The 24,490-nt window shown below is 62.6% G+C and carries 19 protein-coding genes; 12 read left to right on the top strand and 7 right to left on the bottom strand.

Going from position 1 to position 24,490, the window contains the following annotated elements; all coding sequences use genetic code 11:
- Positions 1 to 77 precede the first annotated feature (77 nt).
- Positions 78 to 590 carry a PilZ domain-containing protein gene (locus ACR9Y2_RS25465; RefSeq protein ID WP_435044523.1) on the top strand — a complete coding sequence of 171 codons (513 nt, stop codon included), beginning with the start codon at positions 78 to 80 and terminating at the stop codon, positions 588 to 590.
- Here ACR9Y2_RS25465 and ACR9Y2_RS25460 read toward each other — a convergent pair.
- The gene (locus ACR9Y2_RS25460; RefSeq protein ID WP_435044521.1) at positions 587 to 2,584 is read right to left on the bottom strand and encodes a CocE/NonD family hydrolase; all 1,998 of its coding nucleotides are present in this window, start codon (positions 2,582 to 2,584) and stop codon (positions 587 to 589) included. The genes ACR9Y2_RS25465 and ACR9Y2_RS25460 overlap by 4 nt on opposite strands.
- Positions 2,585 to 2,715: 131 nt before the next feature.
- On the opposite strand from ACR9Y2_RS25460, the gene ACR9Y2_RS25455 reads away from it, so the two are divergent.
- From ACR9Y2_RS25455 to ACR9Y2_RS25420, 8 genes are all read left to right on the top strand, one after another.
- Positions 2,716 to 5,376, top strand: coding sequence for a glycoside hydrolase family 2 protein (locus ACR9Y2_RS25455; protein ID WP_435044520.1), 2,661 nt, complete (start codon positions 2,716 to 2,718; stop codon positions 5,374 to 5,376).
- A gap of 60 nt (positions 5,377 to 5,436) precedes the next feature.
- Positions 5,437 to 6,780 (top strand): glycosyltransferase family 2 protein, encoded by a 1,344-nt coding sequence (locus tag ACR9Y2_RS25450; RefSeq protein ID WP_435044519.1) that lies wholly within the window; start codon positions 5,437 to 5,439, stop codon positions 6,778 to 6,780.
- Entirely contained in the window at positions 6,767 to 7,501 is a 735-nt protein-coding gene (locus ACR9Y2_RS25445; RefSeq protein WP_435044518.1) for a polysaccharide deacetylase family protein, read from the top strand. The genes ACR9Y2_RS25450 and ACR9Y2_RS25445 overlap by 14 nt, the downstream gene beginning before the upstream one ends.
- Before the next feature lie 150 nt (positions 7,502 to 7,651).
- The gene (locus ACR9Y2_RS25440; RefSeq protein ID WP_323745317.1) at positions 7,652 to 8,227 is read left to right on the top strand and encodes a BMC domain-containing protein; all 576 of its coding nucleotides are present in this window, start codon (positions 7,652 to 7,654) and stop codon (positions 8,225 to 8,227) included.
- 21 nt (positions 8,228 to 8,248) lie between these two features.
- Positions 8,249 to 8,524 carry a BMC domain-containing protein gene (locus ACR9Y2_RS25435; RefSeq protein WP_435044517.1) on the top strand — a complete coding sequence of 92 codons (276 nt, stop codon included), beginning with the start codon at positions 8,249 to 8,251 and terminating at the stop codon, positions 8,522 to 8,524.
- A gap of 22 nt (positions 8,525 to 8,546) precedes the next feature.
- A complete protein-coding gene (locus tag ACR9Y2_RS25430) occupies positions 8,547 to 9,995 on the top strand; it encodes an aldehyde dehydrogenase (protein WP_435044516.1) in 1,449 nt (482 codons plus the stop codon).
- A 28-nt stretch (positions 9,996 to 10,023) separates the two neighbouring features.
- A complete protein-coding gene (locus tag ACR9Y2_RS25425) occupies positions 10,024 to 11,091 on the top strand; it encodes a class II aldolase/adducin family protein (protein WP_435044515.1) in 1,068 nt (355 codons plus the stop codon).
- Between the two features lie 7 nt (positions 11,092 to 11,098).
- A complete protein-coding gene (locus ACR9Y2_RS25420) occupies positions 11,099 to 11,854 on the top strand; it encodes a DeoR/GlpR family DNA-binding transcription regulator (protein WP_435044514.1) in 756 nt (251 codons plus the stop codon).
- A 12-nt stretch (positions 11,855 to 11,866) separates the two neighbouring features.
- On the opposite strand, the gene ACR9Y2_RS25415 is transcribed toward ACR9Y2_RS25420, so the two are convergent.
- Positions 11,867 to 14,521: a M1 family aminopeptidase gene (locus ACR9Y2_RS25415; protein WP_435044513.1), complete on the bottom strand. Its 2,655-nt coding sequence runs from the start codon at positions 14,519 to 14,521 to the stop codon at positions 11,867 to 11,869.
- A 172-nt stretch (positions 14,522 to 14,693) separates the two neighbouring features.
- Between ACR9Y2_RS25415 and gluQRS the strand changes: the two genes are divergently transcribed.
- A complete protein-coding gene (gluQRS, locus tag ACR9Y2_RS25410) occupies positions 14,694 to 15,539 on the top strand; it encodes a tRNA glutamyl-Q(34) synthetase GluQRS (RefSeq protein WP_435044512.1) in 846 nt (281 codons plus the stop codon).
- Positions 15,536 to 16,450 carry a pseudouridine-5'-phosphate glycosidase gene (locus tag ACR9Y2_RS25405; protein ID WP_435044511.1) on the top strand — a complete coding sequence of 305 codons (915 nt, stop codon included), beginning with the start codon at positions 15,536 to 15,538 and terminating at the stop codon, positions 16,448 to 16,450. Before gluQRS ends, ACR9Y2_RS25405 begins: the two co-directional genes overlap by 4 nt.
- Before the next feature lies 1 nt (position 16,451).
- On the opposite strand, the gene ACR9Y2_RS25400 is transcribed toward ACR9Y2_RS25405, so the two are convergent.
- Both ACR9Y2_RS25400 and ACR9Y2_RS25395 read right to left on the bottom strand, forming a co-directional pair.
- Positions 16,452 to 18,659 carry an alpha/beta hydrolase family protein gene (locus ACR9Y2_RS25400; protein ID WP_435044510.1) on the bottom strand — a complete coding sequence of 736 codons (2,208 nt, stop codon included), beginning with the start codon at positions 18,657 to 18,659 and terminating at the stop codon, positions 16,452 to 16,454.
- Positions 18,640 to 19,383 (bottom strand): SGNH/GDSL hydrolase family protein, encoded by a 744-nt coding sequence (locus ACR9Y2_RS25395; protein WP_435044509.1) that lies wholly within the window; start codon positions 19,381 to 19,383, stop codon positions 18,640 to 18,642. The genes ACR9Y2_RS25400 and ACR9Y2_RS25395 overlap by 20 nt, the downstream gene beginning before the upstream one ends.
- Positions 19,384 to 19,495: 112 nt before the next feature.
- Between ACR9Y2_RS25395 and ACR9Y2_RS25390 the strand changes: the two genes are divergently transcribed.
- Positions 19,496 to 21,094: a hypothetical protein gene (locus ACR9Y2_RS25390; RefSeq protein ID WP_435044508.1), complete on the top strand. Its 1,599-nt coding sequence runs from the start codon at positions 19,496 to 19,498 to the stop codon at positions 21,092 to 21,094.
- Positions 21,095 to 21,170: 76 nt separating this feature from the next.
- Here the strand turns inward: ACR9Y2_RS25390 and ACR9Y2_RS25385 are convergent, their stop codons facing one another.
- From ACR9Y2_RS25385 to ACR9Y2_RS25375, 3 genes are all read right to left on the bottom strand, one after another.
- Positions 21,171 to 21,995, bottom strand: a complete 825-nt coding sequence (locus ACR9Y2_RS25385; protein ID WP_435044507.1) for a HEAT repeat domain-containing protein — start codon at positions 21,993 to 21,995, stop codon at positions 21,171 to 21,173.
- Positions 21,996 to 22,092: 97 nt separating this feature from the next.
- Positions 22,093 to 22,965, bottom strand: coding sequence for a HEAT repeat domain-containing protein (locus ACR9Y2_RS25380; RefSeq protein WP_435044506.1), 873 nt, complete (start codon positions 22,963 to 22,965; stop codon positions 22,093 to 22,095).
- Between the two features lie 7 nt (positions 22,966 to 22,972).
- Positions 22,973 to 24,475, bottom strand: coding sequence for an acetyl-CoA hydrolase/transferase family protein (locus ACR9Y2_RS25375; protein WP_435044504.1), 1,503 nt, complete (start codon positions 24,473 to 24,475; stop codon positions 22,973 to 22,975).
- Positions 24,476 to 24,490 lie beyond the last annotated feature (15 nt).

Here is a 24,490-nt window from a genome sequence, read left to right as displayed (position 1 = left end):
GCGATGGTCCATGAAGTGCTGCTCATTAAGTGCCGCTAATTCGGTCAATCAGCGGCGCTCGTGGGAGGAACGTGGGAATGGATTCGCAGCTACTGACGGTGGCTTTGGACGGTGAGGAAGCGCACCTGGAATCTGAATCGTTGCATTCAGTTCAAAGACCTTCAACGCCAATCGGGTTTGCCATTCGTCGTGCAACGTTGGGCGGCAGGGATGCCCGCACGGAACCGAGATTCAACGTCCGTGAAGAAAAGGCAGCCGTATGGGTGCTGAATCCGAATCAGCCGCAGAGCCGGGAAGCGCGCCTGCTCGATATCTCCCATTCCGGACTCGGCATTGTGATTGCGGAAGAGATTCCGGCCGGTTCGTGGATTCGGGTCGAGTTCGGCGATGTGGCCGTCTTTGGTGAAGTCCGCTATTGCCGGCAGCAGATGTGTGGTGAGTTCCGGTTGGGAGCGCTCACCGATTGGGTGATCGCAAAAACCGATATTGCCCGTTGGGGCGCGCAGCATGGCCAGGACTCCGAGGCACAATTGTGCGACGCATTCTGTCAGATGAAGACGGCGTCCGTCCGCTACGGGCCGCCGATTTAGGGGCGGACCACGGTCAAACTCATCTTGGACGGATGCGCGATGGAGTGGTGAACGCCGTTGTGCGCAGTCACGCCCTTGGCCTCGTCATAGTTTTTGCCGCCGGTGTTCAGATTGCGGTCGAAGCGCGGAAAGTTACTGCTGGAGATCTCCAAGCGGATGCGATGGCCCCGGTCAAAGAAGTTGCTGGTGTTCATGGGTGACAGGGTGACCTTGTACACCTTCTCGCGCTCCATCCATACCGGCGGGCGGTCGAAGCCCTCGCGGTAGCGCATTCGCTGGATGGTTTCATCCAGGTTATAGGCCGTGCCGTCGGGGTAGACATCGACCAGCTTCGCAGTGAAGTCGGTGTCCTTCGCGTCTGAGTCGACGTAGAGCGTAACTTCTATTGGCCCACTGACTTCAACGCCCTCTGTTAAAGCATCGGACGAGTAAACAAGAATATCGTGCCGGGCTTCCATCCGGCGCTGGTCGAAGGCCCCTCCGGAGACTGCGTTGCCAGTGCAACACACATTGCCGCCATACGACGGGACGGGATTCGCCGGATCGTACACAAACCGGTCCGGCTTGTCCTGGGGTGGCGGAGCCGTGGTCAGCCGTCCGTCGCCGGCCGCACTGTTCGCCGATCCGCCGCTCGTCAGGTAGTACTCGACGGGCTGGGCGCCAGCTGGTGGCCAGGTTTCGGAAGACTGCCACTTGTTGATGCCCATGGTGTAATAGCGAACCTTGGGCATCTTGGACAGAACGCCGTTGTCTTCGCCCTTCAGGAAGTGATCGAACCAGCCGTAGGTGAGGTTGTTGTAATCCAGGCGGGCGTCGCCCACACTGCGCTCCCCGACGTAAGTATTCTCGGTGGCACGTTTGTAGCCGCAATGGAGCGTCGGCGCAATGATGGCGTACTGCTGGTTCGCAATCTCCGGCTTCGCAGTTTTACGAACGTAGTTGTAGGCGGCCAGATTCGGTCCGACCGAGACGTCATACCACGACATAAACCAGAAACCGGGAATGTTGATGGGTTTATCGTCGTGCCACAGTCCACCGCGGTACCAGGCAGGATCATTGGGCTCGCGCTTGATCATAGCCCCACCGGTGGAGACTTCCATCCGGTCGGCGAAGATGCCATTGGGTCCGTTTACGGCCTTGATGATATCCATCTCGGGGAGGTGGCGCAGGGCGACCGACCAGTCAACATACGGGAGCTGCGCGGCCAGGTCGAATGCTTTCGAGGCTTTAATCAGATCCTGCTGCGACATATTGGCCGGGAACATGGGCCGAAGCTGGTTCTGCTCGCCGTAAAGCCAGGCAATGAAAAGCATCTGCACGGCGCCGCCGCGATACCAGTTGCCCTGCTCGAAGTAGGGCGCGACACGGCCTACGCCAGCGCCGAACCCCTGCGGAATCATGGTGGTAAAGGCCGGATTGCCCATCGCCGCCACGGCCAATTGCCATTCGGCGGTAGAGGAACAACCAATCGTGCCCACCTTCCCGTTGGACCACGGCTGTTTCGAGATCCAGGAGATGGCGTCGCTGCCGTCTGACAGTGGCGCTCCGAGGATGTCGTATTGGCCCTCCGAAAAGAAATGACCGCGCTCATTCATGACGACATAGGCATAACCGCGCTTCACGGCTTCCAGTTCTGTCGACATGTCACGCGGGGCGCCCAGCTTCACATCCCAGAAGTTGAAGTTGTAGGGCGTGCGCACGAAGATCGTGGGGTACTTCTTGGTGGTATCCCTGGGCCGGTAGACGTCGGTGGCCATTCGCTTGCCATCGGACATCGGGACCATCAACTTGCGGTCGATTACCGCCACGGAAGCGAGTTCCGCTTCCACTTTGTTGCGGGCAGCGATGGTATCGGGATCCGGTGGTTCTCTCTTTTGGGCCGCGGTATGCGGCGGGACCAGGGAGACGAGCGCAGCTACTGCAACAAGGGAGGCGGCAAAGACGCTGAGGCGGAGCAGGCGGCCGGGTGTGCGGCGGCTGGTCGGTGAATGCATGGTGGAAGCAGGCCTTTCCCCACAACACGTTCCGAGGTGGCGGAGCATGAGCGAATCCCAACAGTGTAGCGTTTTCGGGGCTCCGCGGGATGGACTCGGCGGCTATGATGGGTTGACATATAGATCGGACCATGAAGCTTTTCTTTACGTTGGTAGCAGTCACCCTGGCGGCCACGGCCGCGGAGAGCCCTCGCAGTGCGAGTTTGACCTTGAAAGAGAACTGGGCGATACAACCCAGCACGGCCGCTGGAAGTTCTGGTGCAGTTGTGTCGACACCGGGATTCAGCGTGAAGGGCTGGTACAAAGCCACCATGCCCTCCACGGTGGTGAGTGCCCTGGCGCAACTGGGCGTGTATGCGGATCCCTATTACGGGATGAACCTGCGCCAGATTGCGGGCACAACCTACCCAATCGCCGGCAATTTCTCGAATCTGGCCATGCCGCCGGAGAGCCCGTTCCGTGGTTCGTGGTGGTTCCGGACCGAGTTCGACACGCCGGCCGAGTTCCGGGACAAGACACTTTGGCTTCGTTTCGACGGAATCAACTACCGTGCCAACGTCTGGCTGAACGGACGCCAGGTGGCCGATGCGGGCAAGACCGCCGGTGCGTGGCGGCTGTTCGAGTTCAATGTGAGCGGACTGGTGAAAGCGGGTTCGAAGAACGCCCTGGCGGTGGAGATCTTCCCGCCGCAGCCGGACGATCTCGGCATCACCTTTGTCGACTGGAACCCCACGCCCGCAGATAAGGGCATGGGTTTGTGGCGAAACGTTCACCTCGACGCCACCGGGCCGGTCGCCATCCGGTTCCCGCAGGTGATCACGCACCTGAACCTGCCCGAGAATTCCAAAGCGGAGCTGACTGTGACGGCGGATCTGCGCAATGGCTCCAGCAAGCCGGTCAAAGGCACCCTAAAAGGACAGATTGAGGGGGTTACTTTCGCCAAACCGGTTCAACTCGCCGCCGGAGAGACGAAAGTCGTTGCGTTTGCGCCCGGCGAGTTTGCGCAACTCAGGATAGAGAACCCAAGACTCTGGTGGCCAGTGCAGACGGGTCACCAGAATCTGTACCCGCTGAAGTTGGAGTTTGAGACCGGCGGCTCGGTGTCGGATTCGAGCGTTATGAAGTTTGGCATCCGCGAGGTGACCTCCGTATTGAACGAGGAGAATCACCGGATCTTCCAGGTGAATGGGAAGAACATCCTCATACGCGGCGCCGGCTACTCGTTCGACATGCTGTTGCGAAGTTCGCCGGAACGGCAGCGGGCCGACCTGGAGTATGTCCGGGACATGAACCTGAACACGGTGCGCATGGAAGGGAAGATCGAGGATGATCACTTCCTGGAAATGTGCGACGAGATGGGGATTCTGGTGATGGCCGGCTGGTGCTGCTGCGATCACTGGGAGAAGTGGGAGAACTGGAAGGAAGAGGATCACTCGATCGCCGGGGCTTCGCTGAGGGACCAGATCCGGCGGCTGCGGAGCCATCCTGCGGTGTTCACGTGGTTGAACGGCAGTGATGGACCGCCTCCGCCCGCCGTCGAGAAAATGTACGTCCAGATCCTGAAGGAGTTGAACTGGCCGAATCCATTCCAGTCGTCCGCTATGTCGAAGCCCACGGAGGTCACCGGACTGCCGGGTATAAAGATGACCGGTCCGTATGAATACATCGCACCGAGCTATTGGCTACTGGACAAAGACCGCGGCGGGGCGCATGGGTTCAACACGGAGACGAGCCCGGGGCCGGCGGTGCCGCCGCTGGAAAGTCTGCGGGCGATGCTGCCGGAGGATAAACTCTGGCCTATCAATGAAGTATGGGACTTTCATTCGGGCGGCGCAGTCTTCAAGGATGTGAAGGTCTTCACGGAAGCGCTGGATGCGCGGTACGGGCGATCGGCCGGAGTGGAAGAGTATTCGCGCAAGGCTCAAGTCATGGCGTACGAAGGACACCGGGCGATGTTTGAGGCCTTTGGCCGGAATAAGTACCGGTCGACCGGGGTGATCCAGTGGATGTTGAACAACGCCTGGCCCTCGATGATCTGGCACCTGTATGACTGGTACCTGCGGCCGGGCGGCAGCTACTTCGGGGCGAAGAAGGGCTGTGAGCCGGTGCATATCCAGTACAGTTACGACGATGCGTCAATTGTCGTTGTGAACTCGCTGTATCAGCGGTTTGCGGGTTTGAAAGCGAAGGTCTGGGTCTACAACCTGGATATGACGGAAAAGTGGTCGAAAGAGACGGTAATCGATGCCGGCGCGGATAGTGCCACCCGGATTCTGACCTTACCGGGGATTGACGGGCTGTCCACAACCTACTTTGTGCGGCTTGCGCTGGACGATTCAACGGGTAAGAGTCTCAGCACCAACTTCTACTGGCTGTCGACCAAGCCGGAAGTGCTGGATTGGGCGAAGTCCACCTGGTATGTGACGCCGACGAAAGAGTTCGCGGACCTGAAGGGATTGAACAGCCTTCCGCAGGTAAAGGTGAATTATTCCTTCCGGAACGAGAAGGATGGCGAGCGAGGCGTAACCCGCGTCACTTTGGAGAATCCCTCGCGGTCGCTTGCCTTCTCAGTCCACCTGAAGGTGAATACGAGCGAACTGGATCCGGACAATCCGACCGATCCCGAGCGCGAGCTGGAGATCCTGCCGGTGCTCTGGGAGGACAACTATTTCGTGCTGATGCCCGGAGAGCGGAGAAGCATTTCGGCCTCGTATCGCCTGACCGAAGTGAAGCACGGGCAACCGGTGGTGGTTGTGGAGGGTTGGAACGTGCAGGGAAACCGGCTGAACTAAACCGCTCCCGAGCCCGCCGAATCGGGCGGAGTGTGTGAAGATGGTCATTCGGTCTCCCCCATGAGCGCGATAGCTCCCAGGTTGTCGGTCGTCATCCCCGTTTATAACGGCAGCACTGTGCTCACCCAGGCGCTGACGGCCATGGCTGCGTCGAGGGTCAAGCCGTTCGAAGTGCTGGTGGTGGACGACGGTTCCACCGACAATTCGGCTACGGTGGCAGAGCAGTTTGGGGCACAGGTGCTGCACACCACGAAGCAATCCGGTCCGGCGCACGCCCGGAATCTGGGGGCTCGGGCCGCGAAGGGCGATGTTCTTTTCTTCCTGGATGCGGATGTCTGCGTGCATCCCGACACCACTGCGCTGGTGTTGGAAGCCTTCCTGGATCCTCAATTGGACGCCCTGATCGGGTCATACGACGACGACCCTTCGGAACCCGACTTCCTGTCGCAGTATAAAAACCTGATGCACTGCTTCGTGCACCACACCTCCCGCAGCGAGGCGTGCACGTTCTGGAGCGGCTGCGGTGCGATCCGGCGTGAGATCTTTTTCGCCTATAGCGGCTTCGATGAAAGCTACGACCGGCCGGCGATCGAAGACATCGAACTGGGCTACCGGTTGACCGAAGCCGGGCGGCGGGTGGTGCTCGACCGTAATGTCCAGGTGAAGCACCTGAAACGCTGGAGCTTCTGGAATCTACTGAAAACCGACATTTTCGACCGCGGCATTCCGTGGACGGAACTGATCCTGCGCGACAAGCACATGCCCAACGACCTCAACATCCAGTTGAGCCAGAGGGTGAGCGTCGCGCTGGTGTATGTCCTGACCCTCTTCGGGATGGCGTGCTCGATCTACTGGCGCGGGTACTTCCTGACGCCTTTATTCGCCTTTGTGTTCTTCCTGCTGGGCCGTTACTGGCTGGATGGAGCGGCGAAGAGGTCGAAGGGCGTATTGATCACCATGTTCGGTACGGGTTTGCTGATTGTCGGCCTGGCGTGGTGGCACCGCATGATGGGCATCATTCCGCTGGTCGTTCTGACGTTCCCTGCCCTAATGCTGAGGCACAGGTACGAACTCAAGCACGGGACGCGGGGCCTGATGCTCAAAATCGTCACGGTGCTGTATTTCGTACTGGCGCTGGTGGTGATCGGCAAGTATCTGCCGCACCATCCCCTGGCCTATCCGGCGGCGTTGATTCTGCTGCTGGTGCTGGTCCTGAATTCGCAGTTCTACATCTTCCTGGCAGAGAAACGAGGCCGCTGGTTCGCGCTGGCGGCGATTCCGTTCCACCTTCTGTATCACTTCTACAACGGCCTGTCGTTCGCGGTAGGGCTTGTGCGGCATACGTGGCGGCAAGCGTTCCAACGTCCCACGGTGCACGCCACCTCAGACCATGGCCAGCGCTGATTCCTTCATCCTGACCTATCATTCCCTGGATGAATCGGGGTCTGTCATTTCCGTCACACCGCAGCTCTTCCGGCGCCAGATGGCAGTCCTGAATGCGAGTGGACGGAAGGTGGTGCCTCTGGAATTGATTACGGTCACACCGAATGCGGCGGCGATCACCTTCGACGATGGCTATGAGAACTTCTTCGAGCAGGCGTTGCCAGTGCTGGACGACTTCGGATTCCCCTCGACAGTTTTTGCGGTGACCCGGCTATGCGGGCAGCGATCCGCCTGGGCGGGTTCGGGACCGGGCAAGCCGCTGATGGACTGGAGCCAATTGCGGCAACTGTGGAGCCACCGGGTGAGTGTAGGCGCGCATACAGCGACGCATGCCGACCTGCGCAAGCTGGCTCCGGAGGCCGCGGCGGGCGAATTAGATGAGAGCCGGTGTGAGATTGAACAGAGGACCGGGCGAAAGGTTCGAGCATTCGCCTATCCTTATGGGGTCGCGGACGCGCAAGTGCGGCAATTGGCGGGCGAGCGGTTCGACTGGTGTTGCAGTGTGGAACTGGATTTCGTCCGCGCCGGCGCGGATCCGGCGTTTCTGCCGCGTCTGGATATGTATTACTTCCAGGCAGCGGCCCGGTTCGAGAGCCTGGTAGCGGGCAAAGCCGAGCAGTATGTGGCCGCGAGACGATCTTTGCGGCGGATTCGAGCGATGATTCCTTTTGCTCGCTTCTGATTGACTTTGAAAAGGAAAGGTCGATAGGATATTCGCAGACTCGTGCGCGTACTCCAGGGCAGCGGGAGTGGCATGCAGCATAGGTCGAGGATTTGATTTCGGGAAGACGGGCGGCGGCCCCGGTGCCGGCCGTACAGGAGAAAAGGACTGATGAGACAAGCGTTGGGCATGATCGAGACCAAAGGCCTGGTCGCCCTGTTTGAGGCCTCGGACGCCATGTTGAAGGCTGCGAACGTGACGTTCGTGGGCTGGGAAACAGTGGGCAGCGGCCTGGTGACGGCGTTTGTGGAAGGTGATGTGGCGGCGGTAAAGGCGGCCACGGATGTGGGCGCAGCTGCGGCACGCCGTGTCGGCGAACTCTCTTGTGTACAAGTCATCCCCCGTCCGCACGACGGCCTGGATCTGTTCCTGCAGCAGGCTGCCCGCAAGGGCAACGGCGCGGCGGCGGAACCGGACAGCCAACTGGCGGTGGGCCTGATTGAGACGCGCGGGTTGGTGGGCCTGATCGAGGCTTCCGATGCGATGTGCAAAGCGGCCAGCGTGCAGTTGATCCGCAGCATCGAGATCGGCGGTGGTTTTGTGACCTCCGTGGTACGCGGCGATGTGGGCAGTGTGCGGGCGGCAGTGGATGCCGGCGCGCATGCGGCGCGGCGCGTAGGCGAACTGGTCGCCTCGCACGTGATTCCGCGGCCGCATGACGGCCTGGTGGAAGGGATTCTGCGCTAGTCGCCGGACAAGGAAACTCACATGGAAATCACAGCAGCGATTGGAATGATCGAGACCAAGGGCCTGGTGCCACTGGTATACGCCACGGACGCGATGCTGAAGGCGGCGACCGTCGAATTCAAGGGTTGGAAGAAAGTGGGCAGCGGCCTCTGCACGGCTTTCGTGACGGGCGATGTCGCATCGGTGAAGGCAGCCGTGGAAGCGGGCGCGGCAGCGGCGCGGCCGGTGGGCGAAGTGGTCAGTGTCCACGTGATTGCGCGTCCCCACAACGATGTAAAGAACGTCCTGCCGAAATAGGCACGGGGCAAGCTAAGTCATCATGACCATGAATCGGGATCAACTGGTTGCCGAGATCGCCGAGCAGGTATTGCTCCGGTTGCAGCAACAGGCAAAGCCCGCGGCTGCCGCAGCCTCGTCCAAGGCGGTAGCTCCGCTGGGCGACGGTGTGCTGCCCTCGGTGGACGCAGCCGTGAAGGCCGCGGCCGAGGCACAGGTGCGCGTGGCGGCGTTGAGCTTGGAACAGCGCGGGCAGATCATCACGATCATCCGGCGGCTGTGCGAGCAGAACAAGCAGGAATGGGCGCGGCTGGAGTTGGAAGAGACCGGCTTAGGCCGGCTGGACCACAAGATCGCGAAGCTCGAGAACGTCAAATACGTGCTGGGCGTGGAAGCGATGACCAGCCAGTCGCGGAGCGATGCCTCAGGGTTGTGCATCATTGAGCGCGCCCCGTGGGGCGTGATCGGGATGGTACTGCCGGCAACGCACTCCGTGCCGACCATGGCCAGCAACGCGATCAACATCATCGCCGCGGGCAACACGGCCGTCTTCAGCCCGCATCCGGCGGCGGCCAAAGTCGCGGCGCTGGCGCTGCAGGTGTTCAATCGCGAGATCGAGAAGGCCACTGGCATCACGAATTCGCTGGTGACGATGCAGGATCCGAGCATCCGCGCGGCCGAAGAGATGTTCCATCATCCGGGCATCGCACTGCTGTGCGTGACGGGCGGTCCGGCGGTGGTTCGCGCGGCAGGCAAGTCCGGCAAGCGCGTGATTGCCGCGGGTCCGGGAAATCCTCCGGTGGTGGTGGACGAGACGGCGCAGTTGGATGAAGCGGCCAAGGCGATCATCGCGGGTGCTTCTTTCGACAACAACCTGCTGTGCATTGGCGAAAAAGAAGTGTTCGTCGTGGCGCAGGTATGGGATGCGTTTATCTCGGCCATGCGGCGCGCGGGTGCGGTGGAACTCGACGTGGCGGCGGTGGAGCGGCTGACTGAAGCGGCGTTCCGCTGGGACGGCGAAGGCAAGGGCTGCGGCCATGCGCATGTACGCAAGGAACTGATCGGTAAGGATGTCTCCGTTCTGGCGGCGGCGGCCGGCGTGAAAGTGCCGGCAGGCACTCCGCTGCTGTTCGGCGAAACGAGCGAAGATCATGCCTTCGTGCAGGAAGAGCAGATGATGCCGTTCCTGCCCCTGGTGAAGGTAAAAGACGTGAACGCGGGTATTGCTGCTTCGGTGAAGGCCGAGCATGGCTACCGGCACACGGCGCTGATCCACTCGCGCAACATCGAGAACGTGACAAAGATGGCGCGGGCCATGAACACCACGCTGTTTGTGCACAACGCTCCGTGTACAGCGGCGCTGGGCACCGATGGAGCGGGCTATCTCAGCTTCAGCATTGCAACGCCCACGGGCGAAGGCGTGACGACGCCGCTGACGTTTACACGCGAGCGCCAATTGACGATTGGCGGCGGGGCGTTGCGGGTCATCTAACGGGATATATGGAATTCGAGGTAAGAGCATGAAGAGTGCGGATCTGAAAGACCTCAAGGTGATCTGCGCCGAGGATGTGGAGGCAGCGGCGCGCAGTGGCGCGAAAGAGCTGCTGGTTCGCGAGAACGCAGTATTCACCCCGGCTGCCCAGGATCTGGTGGCCTCCCATCAGATGAAGCTGAGCAACGGTTCCAGCCAGGCGCCGGCGAAGGCCGCGGGCGACGTGGTGGGCGCGGGCACGCAATGGGAGAAGCTGTTCTTCTCCGCGGAAGCGGAAGCGATTAAGGCCGAGATCGTTCACGCCGGTCACAAGTTGTGGCACCGGCAGTATGTGGATGGAAACGGCGGCAACATCAGCTACCGGATCGGTGAAGACGCGGTGATCTGCACGCCGACCCTGGTCAGCAAAGGCGACCTGACTCCGGCGGATCTCTGCCTGGTGGACCTGAAAGGCACGCAGTTGTACGGCGCCCGTCCGCGCACCAGTGAGATCCTGCTGCATCTGGAGATCTACAAGGCAGTGCCGGCCGCCAAAGGTGTGGTGCACTGCCATCCGCCGCATGCGACTGCATACGCCATTACGGGGCGAGTGCCTCCGAATTGCGTGATTCCCGAGTACGAAGTTTTCGTGGGCAGCATCGCGGTGTCGCCCTATGAGACTCCGGGTACGCAGAAGTTCGCCGAGACCGTGATCCCGTATGTGCGGACCCACAACACGGTGTTGCTGGGCAATCACGGCATCGTGTGCTGGGCCGATACAGTGACGCATGCCGAGTGGTATGCGGAGGTGGTGGAGACTTACTGCCACACGCTGCTGATCGCGAGCCAACTGGGCGCGCCGATCTCGCAGATTCCGGGCGCCAAAGCGACGGATCTACTGGCGATCAAGCAGAAGCTGGGGATCCCCGATGCCCGGTTCGGTCTGGATGAGTGCCAGGTGTGCGATGTGATGAATCCGGAGACACCGATTTCCTTGCCTCCACGGCCCGGCGCCGGCGGTTTGAAACCAGCTGCGGCCCAGGGCGACGACATGGAGTCGCTGGTACAGAGCGTAGCGGATGCGGTGCTCGCCGCATTGAACAAGAAAACCAGCTAACTTCCCCATGAAAGCGGCTGGGCGCCTGCTGAAAATCCGGGAGATCCTTGAATCTCAGGAGTTCGTTGATCTCGAAACGTTGTGCAGCCTGCTCAACGCATCGGAATCGACGGTGCGGCGGGATCTCAGCCTGCTGGAAAAGGACAGTGTCCTGAAGCGGGTACACGGCGGCGCGCTGGCGCTGCAGACACACGACCAACTACTCGACTACACATGGCAAAGCGGCCGCATGGCCGAAGAAAAGCGGCGCATCGCAAGGGTGACGGCCGGTCTGGTGGAAGACGGGCAGACGATTCTGCTGGACGGCGGGTCGACTGCGGCAGCCGTGGCTCGGGAGCTGGTTTCCCGATCGTTGCATGTGCTGACGAATTCGCTGGCCATTGCCGAGGTGTTCGAGCAGTCGCGGCAGATTGAGCTGACGCTGACAGGCGGATACTTATATCCACGATTGCGCGTGATGCTGGGTCAGCTCTGCGAACAGATGCTGGCGAGTGTCAGTGCCGATGTCCTGATCATGGGCATTGGCGGCGTGACCGAGGCGGGGTTCAGCAACAACAACACGCTGCTGGTGGGATCCGAACGCAAGATGATCGAAGCCTCGCGGCGCGTGATCCTGGTGGCCGATCATACGAAGTTCGGCCGGGCGGCCATGGTGCCACTGGCTCCGCTGGATGTGGCCGATATCGTGATTTCCGATACGGAGCTCAGCCTGGAATACCGGCAGATGCTGGAAGCGCACGGCGTGCGGGTGCTGCTGGCCTAGGCTTCTCCAACTTTACTTGGCCGGCGTCTCTTTCTTCGATTCCAAGGCACCCAGGCGTTTGGTGACATCCGCCAACCGCTCTTTCAACTGCACATTCTCCTTCTCCATGCTGGCCAGGCGGTCGACCAGGCCCGCGGGCAGGGCGCGCGGATCAGGGGCAGTGCGCAAGCTGCGGAGCGCGCCTTCCAGTGCTTCCTTCTCCAGCACGGTGCGCGGGCTGCTGGCCGCAGTGGTGAGCTGACCAACCGCTCGTGGATCGCCGAGCCGGCCTAGGGCACGGGCGGCCGAGGGACGGACGGCGTAGTCGGGATCGTCGAGCCAGCCGGAGAGCGCAATGAATGTACGCTCGCGGAGCTTCTCGTCGCGCCCCAGCGCGCCCAGGGCGGTAATTGCCCGGCTGCGGATGTTGGGATCGCCCGGCTTGGTGGCGAGGTCTGAGAGGGTGTCGTAGGCGGAGATGGCATCCGCCTGTTCCAGAGACTGAATGGCCGCGACGCGGACCATGGGCCGGGGTGACGATTTCGCGGTGTTTACAAGCAGCGTCAGGCTGGCCTTCTGGAGTTCCGGCGAGGCCTTCATGCGGCCCAACTGGCGGGCGGCCATCGCCTGGAGCTTGTCGACGGGGTTGGCCGTGGCGTAACGAAGGAGTGCCTGATGGGCCGGAACGCTGAAGGGATAGGTTGACAGTGCGCCCAGGACGGCGCTGAGCACCCTCGGATCGGCGATACCGGACTTCTCCGCATCAAGCAGCGCCTGTGCCGCCTCGGGCATCTGGAGGCGTCCCAGGGCGGTTGCGGCGACCTGGCGGACGGGCCAGAGAGCCTTGGGTGAAAGCAGCAGGTTGGAAAGCGCCGCGATGGAGGAACCGGCTGGTTGATTGCCGAGTGCTTCCGCGGCGCGGATCTGGGCCAGCGGCGTGGGTCCGCTGGTGGCCAGCCATTCGAGCATGGCCCGCGGGGTCTCGACCGCGAGGGTGGAGAGCAGCTTGCCGTTCGCGTCGATAGCGAAGGCCTCGGGGGCGGCGTCGAAGGCGAAGGAGTAGTCCTGGGTGGCGCGGTCCAGTTGGACGTTGCGCCATTCATCCTTGCCGGCGACACGGAAGTAGAGCTCGATGGGGAGATGGAACGCAGGGCTGTCGGCGGCGATGCGCTGGGTCTGCTGCAGGGTGAGGGTGGCGGACTTCTTTACGGGATCCCAGCGGTAGGCGGCCTTCAGGCGCGGGATGCCTTTGCCGTAGACCCATTGATCGAAAAAGCGCTCGAGGTCGCGGCCAGATTCTTTCTCCAGGGCGCGGCGGAGATCTGCCGTTTCTACACTACCCCAACGATGATCGTTCAGGTAATTCTTTACGGCGCCCCAGAAGATCTTGTCGCCAAGCTGGCTGCGCAGCATGTGGACAATCCAGGCGCCCTTCCAATAGATCTTGCCACCGTCGTATTGGAAGACTTCCATGGGCTGGTTGAACTGCCGCCAGACCATGGGGCGGCCGGTTTCACTGGAATCGCTGAACGAAAGGCTTTGGGCGGCGCCGCGCATCAGGGAGAGGAAGACGGCCTCATTGTCGGCGTGTCCGGCCCAGGCCATATGAAGATAAGTACCGAAACCCTCGTTCAACCAGCCCTGGGAGGCGTTGCGATAGCTGGCGATGCCGCCGAACCAACTGTGGGCGAGCATATGGGCGACAAGGTTGGTCTCGATGGTATAGCCGGGCCAACCGGGCTCCAGCGGCTCGAGGCCATCGTCATTCGGACCGGTGCTGAACATGGCCGGATCGATCATGGAGAAGCCGGCATGTTCCATACCGCGATGATGATGGTCGGTGACGGCGGCGTGGGCGAAGGAGTCGTACGGGTAGTCAACTCCGGTCAGGGAGGAATAGAAGTCGAGGATCTGATTCACGCGGCGGAAGGTGTAGCGGCCGGCGGCTTCTTTGCCGGCGGGTACGAAGGCCAGTACGGGGCGGCCGCGCCAGGTGTCCTCGAGCTTCACATAGCGGCCTACGGCGAAGCCGAGCATATGCGGATCGGTAGGCTGGTCGCTCTTCCAGTGCCAGGTGACCTCGTCTCCGGCCGGCGTGGAGCCCACGAGCTTGCCGACGGAAACGGCTGAGAAGCCCTTGGGCACGGTGATGAGGAGGTCTGAGGTCCAGCGCTCGTTGGGCCAGTCGTGGGCGGGCAGCCAGTGGCGGGCGTCCATGCCCTCGCCCATGGTGTAGACGATGGTCTGCTTCTGGGGATCGTTAGCATTGGGGAGGATGAAGTGGAGGCCGCGATCGGGGCGCTCGACGCGGAAATGCACGGTGACCTCGACATTGCGGCCGGGCTCAACCGGGGCGGCGAAGGGGATTTCGAGGGACTTGTCGTCGTAGCTGAAGGTCACTGTCTCGCCATTCACCTCGGTGTCGAGGATCCGCATGTCCACCGCATCGAGACGCAGGGAGCGGACCGGGTTGGCGATGGGCGTAAGGGTGAAGGTGACGCGGCCTTCGGCGACGCGCTCAGCGATCTCTTTCGCGGTGAAGCGGTATTCGAGCTTCATGTGCAGGAAATCGACGGGGCGGTCAGCACTGTAGTTTCCAGCCGGGGGTGTCGCCTCCTGTTGGGCAGTGACTACGGGCAGCGTGCCCAGCAGGCAAATGGCGGCAAGACAGGCGGAGTGCACTTTCATGACGGAACTTTCCCTTCGACGCGCAGGCAGTGGATGCACGGGACGGACCACCTGAAAGCACCCACTTCCGACGAGTTTACAGCATGGGACGGGGGCATTCCCACGGGCTTTCCGCGGTTGCGGAGCGGGCTTTGGGACAATGGGGAGAGCGGCCGGAACGGGGCCGCCTTCTATGCCGTATCGAGGACGATTCGCACCTTCGCCGACAGGTCCGCTACACCAGGGATCGCTGGTGGCGGCTGTGGCGAGCTATGTGGATGCGCGGCGGGCTGGCGGCTTGTGGCTGGTGCGGATGGAGGATGTGGACGAGCCTCGCAGCGTGCCGGGCGCGGCAGATGCGATCCTGCGGGCGCTGGAAGCCTTCGGGTTGGCCTGGGACGGGCCGGTCGTCTACCAAAGCCAGCGCAAGCAGTTGTACCAGGCCGCCCTGGAGCGGTTGCGGGACGGCGGGCATGTCTTCCCGTGCGCCTGTACGCGGAAAGAGATTGTGGACTCAGCTGTCGCGACGGCGCCCAGCGGCGAGAAGCCGTATCCAGGCACCTGCAGGGCGGGACTGCCGGAGGGACGCGCGGCTCGGGCGTGGCGTGTGCGGGTCCCGGATGAGGCTGTACGATTCACAGACCGGCGCCTGGGCCAGCAGGAGCAGAACCTGCTGAGGGAAGTGGGGGACTTTGTCCTGCTACGCGCGGACGGGTTCTTCGCGTACCAACTCGCCGTTGTGGTGGACGACGCGGACCAGGGCATCACGGATGTCGTGCGCGGAGAGGATCTCCTCGCTTCGACACCCCGCCAAATCTATCTGCAACGGCTGTTGGGCTATCCGGAGCCGCGATACCTCCACGTGCCCGTGGTCCGCAATGCGACGGGCGAGAAACTGAGCAAGCAGACCGGAGCTGCGCCGGTGGATGCGTCGAGTCCAGGCATGGCAATGGAAGAGGCGCTGCGATTCCTGGGGCTGGAACCACCACCCGGCCTGTCACACGCAGACCTGCTGAAATGGGCCATCCTGGTGGGATGAAGTCCGACCAACTGTGGATCGCGCCGCGCATACGAGCGTCGAAATTGCCGGTGGTGGCGCTGGAGTCCACGATCATCGCGCATGGCATGCCGTATCCCGTGAATGTGGAAACGGCGCTGGAGGTCGAGGCGATAGTGGCGGAGGAAGGGGCGACACCGGCCACCCTGGGGATCCTGGGCGGCCGCATCATCGTGGGGCTGAGCGAGGCGGAGATCCGGCGAATGGGGTCGGAAGAGGGCGTGCTCAAGGCATGTGAGCGGGATATCCCCATGGCTGTGGCGCAAGGGCGAAACGCGGCGGTCACGGCGGGCGCCAGTATCGCGATCGCGTCGGGGGCGGGCATTCGCGTCTTTGTGACAGGCGGGATCGGAGCCGTGGGTCCGAACGCTGGCAAGGATTTCGACATCTCGGCCGATCTGCCGGCCATTGCCGGGTATCCCGTCATTACTGTGTGCGCGGGCGCCAAGGCCTTTATGGACATCGCAGCAACACTGGAGTGGCTGGAGACGCAACGGGTGCCGGTGGCGACGTGGGGCAGCGACGACTTTCCGTTGTTCTACTCCAGGAGCAGCGGTTGCAGCAGCGGCTGGCGTGTGGATTCGGCGGAAGAGGTGGCCAGCGTGTTTGCGGTCAAGCGGAGACTCGGGCTGGATGGCGGCCTGCTGGTGGCGGTGCCCTTACCGCAGGAGCAGGCGCTGCCGGAAGATGTGACCAGGGCGGCGATTCGGGGTGCGCTGGAGCAAGCAACCGCCGCGGGGATCAGCGGCAAGGCGCTGACGCCGTTTCTGCTCTCGAGAATCAAGGAACTCACCGGTGGGCGCAGCCTGGAGAGCAATATCGCCCTCATCCGGAACAACGCCCGCGTCGGAGCACAGATCGCCGCGGCGCTGGGCAGGATGGAATTGCCGTAGTCTACTTGGATACCTGCGCGGCCAGCCAGTCGGCCGTGGCCGTGATGCTGGCGGGCGTGTCGCGATGAAAGTCCTCGGGTGTCAGGAGCTTCACATTCGCGCGTCCAGCCGTTCCCTGGCGGACCTGATCGACCGGCGCGTAGTGGTCCAAAGTGCCCGAGATGAGCAGGACCGGACGGGTGCCCAGTCGAGCCAGCACGTCGCTGTCATCGGCTGGCAGTTGCGCCTCCTTGCCCAGGTAGAAGCCCATGCGCGGCAGCAGGCCATGGAGATGCGAGAAGTGTCGGATCCCCTCCGAACCGTCATCCGGCTTGGAGAGTTTCAAGGGTTGGAAACCGCCCACCATGGCGATGCCAGTGACGTTGGGCTCCTGCGAGGCGGTCCAGAGGGCGACCCGCGCGCCCAGCGAGAAACCGGCCAGATAGACCTTGCCCGGATCGATGACATCCAGGCTGCGGACGGCGGCGACAGCGGCGCGGGTGTCAGTCACCATCTTCCCTAACAGCGACCAGTGGGGATAGCGGCGGTAGAACTCGAGTTGCTGGTGGATGCGGGTGCCAAAGCCTATCTGATCGAAGGCCAGGACGGCGAAGCCGCGCTTCACGAATTCCTCGATCGGCCGGCGTCCCTGACGCGAGTAGCCGGTGGCGTGGCTATACGGATGCAGCCAGATGACAACCGGCACGCGCTGGCCTTGGCCGACTCGGGAAGCGGGCAGGTAGAGATCCCCCTTGAGATCGTCGCCAAAGGCGATGGGCGCGTATTTGGCGCCTGCGATCTGCAGGGGGCGGCGGTAGAGATCGGCCAGCCAGCCGTCGCTGGACGGGGCGGAGGCCTTGACGGCGGTGGCTGCCGGGTAAGTGACGCCCGCCGGTTCGTCGCCGAGTAGATAGCGGATGGGATCCGTGGCAGGCTTTGCTGTGGTCTCTCCGCTCAGGCGTTTCCAGGTGTCGAAATCGTAGCCCAGCACCCAGGTTTCCGGTGGCTTGCCGGTGGCGCGGCCAAAGGTGAGATCGAAGAAGTCGACGTACTTCTCGATGTCTTCGGCTGTGGTGGCGTGCTCGCCGGCTCGCAGGGATAGGCCGACCTTGCCAGGCGCTCCGAACCATTCATAGACTCGCTTGACGCTTCGGTAGGCCTGTTCGAAACCGAAGGGAGCTCCCTGCCCTTCCGAATAAGCGGACGCCAGCAGCAGGCCGCGTGGAGCCACCATCGCCATCAGCAGATTCTGATCGATGGGCAACTGGTCCTCGCGTCCCGAGAAGAACCGCAAACGCGGGTGGAACCAGTGCGGAAAGTTCGTGGTGATTCCGTCCAGGCTTTCGTTAAAGAAAGCATCTGTGGTGAAGCGCCACGGATTCCCTTCCCCGGTGTTGCCGCTGGAGAGGGCGATGGCGCCGATGCGCTCGTCCAAAGCGGCAGCCAGCAGCGCCTGCTTGCCGTTGCGCGAATGGCCGCTGATGGCGATGCGGGCCTTGTCGACCTCCGGCACGGTCTGCAGGAAATCGACGGCGCGCATGCCGGCCCAGGCCCAGCGGGCGAGGCAGGAGAAGTCGTAATCCGGGTAGGCCTCGATGAATGTTTCGCTATCGTCTTCGAAGCCGTAGACGGGGTCCATTGCCTGATAGATGGCTCCGATGTACCCGCGGCGCACGGCCGTGCTGACCCAGGCCCTGGTTCGCGGATGATTGGTCAAGAAGACGGGAAAGGGCCCTTTGCCTGGAGGAATGATGAGCTGCACGTGGAGCCGCGCCTTGTGTTCCGGGCCAAACTCCAACAGGACCTCGCGAATGGTCAGTGGGCCGTCTTTCGACTCGCGCTGAAGGGTGACTTTCAGGTTGTTGGGCTTGGGTGGGATCCGGCCGAAGACCCATTGCTCATAGAGGCTGCGGACATGCTCGCGCTGGGCGGCCCATTCGGCCCGGGTACGAACGGCGGCTCCTGTCTTCACGTCGACAAACGGATCCGGCAGGAACGGCCGTTTGGGCAGTTTCGAGAAGTCGGGCGGCAGTTCGCCGGTACGGCGCTGCCAGTCCTCCCAACTCTTGTCTTTGGCATTGATACGGCCGGTGATTTTGGCATTGGAGGCCGGCAGCAACCGCAGCAGTATATCGAGATCCTGTTGTGGTTGAGCAGTGGCCGTAGCCAGGAAACTTGTGAGGGCGAGCAGGGCATACCGCATGGTGAGCCTATTTCGCGAGCGCGGCATCGATGGCCTTCTGGGCCAGCGGTCCCATCACTTCGTAGCCTGCTTCATTCGGGTGCAGGCCATCGTAGGTAAGCTCCTTCTTGAGAACCTGCTTGTCATCCAGGGACGGATTGAAGTAGTCGAGGAAGATAGCGCCGGTGCCGGCCGCGTAGCCGCGCATCCAGGTGTTCAACTCGCGGATCTTCTCGTTCGGACGGCGCTCCGTCTGGGGGCGGATGTAGTCGCAGGTGGGGAGCAATGCGGAGAGAACGACGCGGATGCCGTTGGCACGAGCCAGTTCCGCCATGGACATCAGGTTGGCTTCGGTCTCCTCCAGGGTCATGGGGCCGGTGTTGGCCGAGATGTCGTTCGTGCCGGCAAGGATCACGACCACTTTCGGATGCAGATCGATGACATCGGCGCGAAAGCGTAGCAGCATCTGCGGAGTGGTCTGGCCGCTGATGCCGCGATTGATGTATGGCTTGCCGGGGAAGAATTTGCCGTAACGGCGGCCCCAACCGTCGGTGATGGAATCGCCCATGAAGACGACTCGCTCTTCGCCAGTCGCGGGGGCAGCGACGGTGGCGTTCTCGGCCCGATAGCGATTGAGGTTGGGCCAGTCCTTGAGGATGCGTTCCTGGCGTCCAACGGTGGTCTTGAGCTTGGAGAGTTCCGAGGGCTCGGCGGCAGGGGTTTGGGCGGAGAGTGCGGTGGCAAAGGCCAGCAGGAGGAGTGTCGGTTTCATAGCGTCCTCCTTATGCTATTCGATTCGAGTGGCGGCGCAACCGGGCTGGCCAGGTGGCATGGTGGGAGGCTTGATTTCCCGGACATTTGTGCTTCAATGAGGCAGAACGAAAATGCGCCTTATTCTCATTCTGGTAATTCTCTGCACATTTCACCTGTTTGGGCAGCCGCCTGAGCCGTGGAAAGAGGCGGATGCGGTGGTGGTCGGGGAAATCGTATCCGGGCAATTGACAGAAAGTGGCGGGCAGGTGCATTCCTCCGCGGTATTGCAGGTGCGGCGGGCGTTGTCGGGGCCGTTGCTGCCAGGTACGTCTGTCCCGTTCTCCTGGTCGTTTCCCATTCGCGGCATGTGGCCCAAGACGAATTCGCAGTCGATGCCGCAAGCCAGTGGGCTGTGGCTGCTGAAACGAACGGGTGATGCATGGGCGCCCCTTCCGATGGTCCTTTCTGTGCCTGGCGCGCTGGGTGGAGTGTTTCTGCCGGTGCCGGCGGGCGCGCTGAATCCGGAATACTTCTATGCGCCGGACAGCACGCTGGAAGTCAGGATCGCCATGGAAGTGGGGGCGGCGCTGGAGTTGGCGGCGGAAACGGAGGGGGCGAAGCTCAACCTGGAAGCGAGCCCTAACGCCCAGGGCGTCCGGCTGTCGCAGGCTCAAGTGCAATTCCGGGACTGGTGCCGCTGGCTGGACCGGCTGCCGCCCGACGCGCTACTGCCGTTGCAGCGCCGTTTCGCAGCGTCCTCCCAGCCCAGCCTGAGGGCCCTCGGCCTGATTGGCCTGATACGCAGGGGCGATTCCGGCGCGGTGCTCCAATTCGAAAAGGATTTTACGGCGTTGGCCGTCACTCCGGCGGCGCTGGAACTGGCCAGTCACCTGCGACAGGAGTTGGTGCAGAAAGACCCGGCGACACTTCAGGCGGTGGGGCGGATGATCGTATCCGAGACGCGCCTGCAGAGCCTGGAGAGCCGGGGGAGTTCGCTCTTAGCAGGATCGCGGCAATTGGAAGCTGTGCCCTTCCTGGCCGCCATGCTCAGCCATCCGGATCGGGATATTCGCTCGAATACCGTGATGGCGCTATGCATGGTGTTGAGAAGCGATCCCGGAGCGCCCAGGGGTCTCAAGCTATGGGATCCGGCCACGATGAACGGTCAGTGTCCAAACCACTCGCCGCTGGCAGACCCCGAGGAGGTGGCGGCGCAAGTGCGGTTCTGGCAGGACTGGTGGGCGCAGGCGCGGCAACCCGTGCTGCAACTGGCGGGCATGGAGGATGCGCAGCCGCCGGCGCGCTACCGGAACCCGATGCCGGAGGAACGGCCCGTGCCGGATGAGACGAAATTCCGACTGCTGGCCGGTCAACATGTGGCGTGGCAGGCTTCGCAGAATAGGGCCGGCGTGGGCGTGCTGCCGGGGCTGCGGCTCAATGAGGACGATGCGAAGCTACTGGCCGGGATCTTTGCCGATTTCGACAGGATGCAGCAGGCGTGGACGAAGTCGTTGCAGTCGCAGCAGCAGGCGTGGCGCGAGCAGCGCAAGCCCATCGACAGGAAAGCGATGGACGAATGGAACCGGCAAGGGGTGGAGATGGCTAGACAAAGCCTGGAGCAGGCTCGGCGGAGTCTGTCGTCGGAGGGCTGGGCAGCGTTGCAGAAATTCATGCAGGAGATGCATGTGCGGAGCTTCGGTTCAGCCGCCCCTCGTCCGCCCGGCCAATAGACGGCTTCCCGCCGCGGGCCGCAGCGGAATCGCGAGGCCAGGCGGAGAAGGTTACTGGCACCGATCCAATTTGCCGCTACCGGTTTCGTGCCCATGCCCGCTGCTTCTCTGTCGAGCCTGGCTCGCTGAGAATTCGCTCCGTCTCGTCTTTGAGTCGCTCGACGTATTTGGGTACACTTGGATTCCAGTAGGCCAGCGCCTCCAGCGCCTCCTGGGCGACCGAATTGAACTGCCCTTCCGGCGTCACATGGTCGCCCAGCCTGGCCTCGAGCGCCGGTACCACCCTTGGGTCGGATTGCCGCCAGGAATGCCTGTTGCGGAGCTGTCCCAATGCGAACGTCGCCCAGAACCGGATCCGTTCATCCGGCTCCTGCATGGCGGCCAGCAACGCGGGGATGGCGCGGTTGGAGTTCTGGTAGGCCAGCGATTCCGCCGCCTCTTCGCGCACCGGTTGCGGTTGAGACCCGTCCGCGAGGATATCGGTGAGCACACGGCCGGCCCTGGTACTGCCGGGATGAACCCAGCCCAAGGCACGAGCGGCGGCGTGCTGACGATGCGGATGGGTGTCGTAAAGAGCGCGGATCAGCGGCCGGATTGCCCGGGCATCGCGCAATTCCTCAATCGAGAGGCCAGTCGACCACAGGGCGAGTTTCTCATCCTGGGACCACAACTGATGGAAGAGACAGTTTAGGGCGAGATCAGGTCGTCCAATCGAGAGGATTCGCGCCGCCATTCCGCGAGCAAAGTGGCCCAACGACTCGCTGGTGATCGCCGAGCAGAGTGCGGCTTCCACGGGCCCACCCTGGCGCAGCGACTTCTCGATTGCGCAGGTGAGAGCGCGCCAGTCGTGCCTGGCACGGCGGAGCGCCTTCAGGATCCTGCGCCGCTTCGTATCTCTCATAGCTCGAGGATCACGAATTGCGAAGAGCCATGTCAATAATGATGCGGCAATGCCGGAGAAAGCCGGAACGGCCGCTCCTGGGTCATGCCAGATTGGTCTAGAGGATGCGCTCTGTCTCCACTCGAAGCCTCTCGACGTAGTCCGGGAGGATCGGATTTCGGTGCGCCAACTGCCAGAGGGCTTCTCTGCCGACCGAAGTCCACACGCCGTCCGGTGCTGCCGTGTCGTTGAGCATCGATTCCAGTGCCGGCACTACCCTGGAGTCGCTCTGCCGCCAGGATCGCCGGTTCTTTATGAAGCCTAAGCTCACCACGCACCAGAATCGAATGAGACCATCCGGATCCGAGAGCGCAGCCAACAAGGATGGAATCGCGCGATTCGAATATTGGTACGCCAGCGAATGCGCGGCCTCGGCTCGAACCGCCGGGGTTCGCGAGGTATCCGCAAGCACCTCGGATAGTACCCTCGCCACCCGCGCGTTCCCTTTGGGATCCACCCAGCCCAAGGCTCTGGCCGCCGCAAGTTGCCGGCCAGGCTCACGATCCTGCAAAGCGGCGAGCAGCGGCCGGATGACCCGCGCGTCCTGCGTCTCTTCTATCGCCAGCGCCGTTTCGAAAAGCGCCCGCTCTTCCTGCTGGGACCAAAGCTGATTGAGGAGGCAATCCGCCGCAGCACTGGGTTTCGCAATGGCCAGGATCCGGGCCGCCGTGCCGCGTGAGAGATGGCCGAGCGAAGGGCTTGTGATTGCATCCCACAACCCGGCCTCCACTGTCGCACCCTGCCTCAGCTTCCGGTCCACCGCACTGGCCAGATCAGGCCAATACTGGCGTGCGCGACGAACCGCTCTCAGCACTCTGCGCCAGTGCCGCGCCCGCAGGGAGCGGTCGCGACGGTTCGGCGGCATGCCATCGAAAAACGAATGCGCGGCAAGCCCATGGAACTGGGGTTTGCCGCGCTTCCTCGGACTCATCAGATTATTATCGGTAATCCGCCCAATTGATGTTCCGCATGTCCCCACTCCGCGTGAACTGGCGGTGCATGGCCAGGCCCAGCGACAACGACAGCGGCTCGTGACTGGTCGGCGCAGTGAACGTGAGGTAGTCGCGCAATTGCTGGCGATAGTCTGGATGTGCGCAGTTTTTGATGATCAACTCGGCACGCTCGCGCGGGTCTTTGCCGCGCAGGTCCGCCACGCCCTGCTCCGTGATGATGACCTGGACCGAATGCTCGCTGTGATCCATGTGCGAAGCCAGCGGCACGATGGCGGAAATCTTGCCGCCCTTGGCCGTAGACGGGCACGAGAAGATCGACAGGTAGGCGTTGCGCGTGAAGTCGCCCGACCCGCCGATGCCGTTCATCATCGTCTTGCCCATGACGTGCGTCGAATTCACGTTGCCGCCGAGGTCGACTTCGATAGCGGTATTCATCGACACGATACCCAGGCGGCGGACGATTTCGGGATGGTTCGAAATCTCCTGCGGACGCATCAGGATGCGGCTCTTGAAGAACTCGATGTTGGACGTGACGTTGTCCATCGCCGTGGGCGACAGGGTCAGCGCGCAGGTAGAGGCGAACGTGCAGCGGCCGTTCTCCAACAGGGGCACAACGGAGTCCTGCAGCACTTCCGTGTACATCTCGAAGGCCGGGATCTCCTTGCTGCGGCCCAGCGCGCCCAGCACCGCGTTGGCAATGTTGCCGACGCCCGATTGCAGCGGCAGGAACTGCGCCGGGATTCGGTTGGCCTTCATCTCGGCCACCAGGAAGTCGGCTACATTCTGTCCGATCTGGTCGGTTACGGGAGTGGGTTCGTCAAACCCGCCGCTCTCATCGGCCAGGTTCGTCATGACGACACCGGCGATCTTCTTGGGATCGACGACACAGATGGGCGAGCCGATGCGGTCGGATGACGCGTAGACCGGGATCTCCTGGCGGGCCGGCGGATCCAGCGGTTCGAAGATATCGTGCATGCCCAGCAGGGTGGCAGGGTGCTTCGCGTTCAGTTCGATCAGGACCTTGTCAGCCAGGCGGAGGTAGGTGTTGGCCGCGCCCACAGAAGTGGAGAGAACAATGCCGCCGCCAGGGGTGATGTCGCAGGCCTCGACCACGGCCCAGTGCACCGGCCCCAGGAACCCGTAACGCACGATCTGCGGCAACAGCGACAGGTGCATGTCGACGAACTTCACCTGGCCCGAGTTGATCTGCTTGCGCAGCACCGCGTTCGACTGGTAAGGCGTACGGAAGCTGATGGCTTCGGCTTCTGCCAGAGCACCGTCAAGCGACTTGCCCGTGGAAGCGCCGGTCAACACGCCGACCTTGAACTCACGACCCGCGGCGTGTTCCCGCTTGGCCTTCTCGGCGAGTGCAAAGGGGATGGCCTTGGCCGCGCCGGCCGGCGTGAAGCCGCTAAACCCGATGGTGGAGCCATGGTGAATCAGCTCAGCCGCCTCTTCAGCGGTGAGAATGGGGAACGGTAGTGACATACGAAAACTTAACTC

Source organism: Paludibaculum fermentans (genome assembly GCF_051172195.1).
In the GTDB taxonomy this organism is placed as follows: domain Bacteria; phylum Acidobacteriota; class Terriglobia; order Bryobacterales; family Bryobacteraceae; genus Paludibaculum; species Paludibaculum fermentans_A.
This window is presented reverse-complemented; position numbering and strand designations above follow the sequence as displayed.

Bases quoted from the DNA above. Each gene is read 5' to 3' on its own strand.
- ACR9Y2_RS25455 (WP_435044520.1), top strand. From the start codon at position 2,716: ATGAAGCTTTTCTTTACGTTGGTAGCAGTCACCCTGGCGGCCACGGCC.
- ACR9Y2_RS25380 (WP_435044506.1), bottom strand. From the start codon at position 22,965: ATGAGTCCGAGGAAGCGCGGCAAACCCCAGTTCCATGGGCTTGCCGCG.
- ACR9Y2_RS25385 (WP_435044507.1), bottom strand. From the start codon at position 21,995: ATGAGAGATACGAAGCGGCGCAGGATCCTGAAGGCGCTCCGCCGTGCC.
- ACR9Y2_RS25445 (WP_435044518.1), top strand. From the start codon at position 6,767: ATGGCCAGCGCTGATTCCTTCATCCTGACCTATCATTCCCTGGATGAA.
- ACR9Y2_RS25450 (WP_435044519.1), top strand. From the start codon at position 5,437: ATGAGCGCGATAGCTCCCAGGTTGTCGGTCGTCATCCCCGTTTATAAC.
- ACR9Y2_RS25405 (WP_435044511.1), top strand. From the start codon at position 15,536: ATGAAGTCCGACCAACTGTGGATCGCGCCGCGCATACGAGCGTCGAAA.
- ACR9Y2_RS25395 (WP_435044509.1), bottom strand. From the start codon at position 19,383: ATGAAACCGACACTCCTCCTGCTGGCCTTTGCCACCGCACTCTCCGCC.
- ACR9Y2_RS25415 (WP_435044513.1), bottom strand. From the start codon at position 14,521: ATGAAAGTGCACTCCGCCTGTCTTGCCGCCATTTGCCTGCTGGGCACG.
- gluQRS (WP_435044512.1), top strand. From the start codon at position 14,694: ATGCCGTATCGAGGACGATTCGCACCTTCGCCGACAGGTCCGCTACAC.
- ACR9Y2_RS25460 (WP_435044521.1), bottom strand. From the start codon at position 2,584: ATGCATTCACCGACCAGCCGCCGCACACCCGGCCGCCTGCTCCGCCTC.
- ACR9Y2_RS25435 (WP_435044517.1), top strand. From the start codon at position 8,249: ATGGAAATCACAGCAGCGATTGGAATGATCGAGACCAAGGGCCTGGTG.
- ACR9Y2_RS25465 (WP_435044523.1), top strand. From the start codon at position 78: ATGGATTCGCAGCTACTGACGGTGGCTTTGGACGGTGAGGAAGCGCAC.
- ACR9Y2_RS25430 (WP_435044516.1), top strand. From the start codon at position 8,547: ATGACCATGAATCGGGATCAACTGGTTGCCGAGATCGCCGAGCAGGTA.
- ACR9Y2_RS25425 (WP_435044515.1), top strand. From the start codon at position 10,024: ATGAAGAGTGCGGATCTGAAAGACCTCAAGGTGATCTGCGCCGAGGAT.
- ACR9Y2_RS25375 (WP_435044504.1), bottom strand. From the start codon at position 24,475: ATGTCACTACCGTTCCCCATTCTCACCGCTGAAGAGGCGGCTGAGCTG.
- ACR9Y2_RS25390 (WP_435044508.1), top strand. From the start codon at position 19,496: ATGCGCCTTATTCTCATTCTGGTAATTCTCTGCACATTTCACCTGTTT.
- ACR9Y2_RS25440 (WP_323745317.1), top strand. From the start codon at position 7,652: ATGAGACAAGCGTTGGGCATGATCGAGACCAAAGGCCTGGTCGCCCTG.
- ACR9Y2_RS25420 (WP_435044514.1), top strand. From the start codon at position 11,099: ATGAAAGCGGCTGGGCGCCTGCTGAAAATCCGGGAGATCCTTGAATCT.
- ACR9Y2_RS25400 (WP_435044510.1), bottom strand. From the start codon at position 18,659: ATGCCGCGCTCGCGAAATAGGCTCACCATGCGGTATGCCCTGCTCGCC.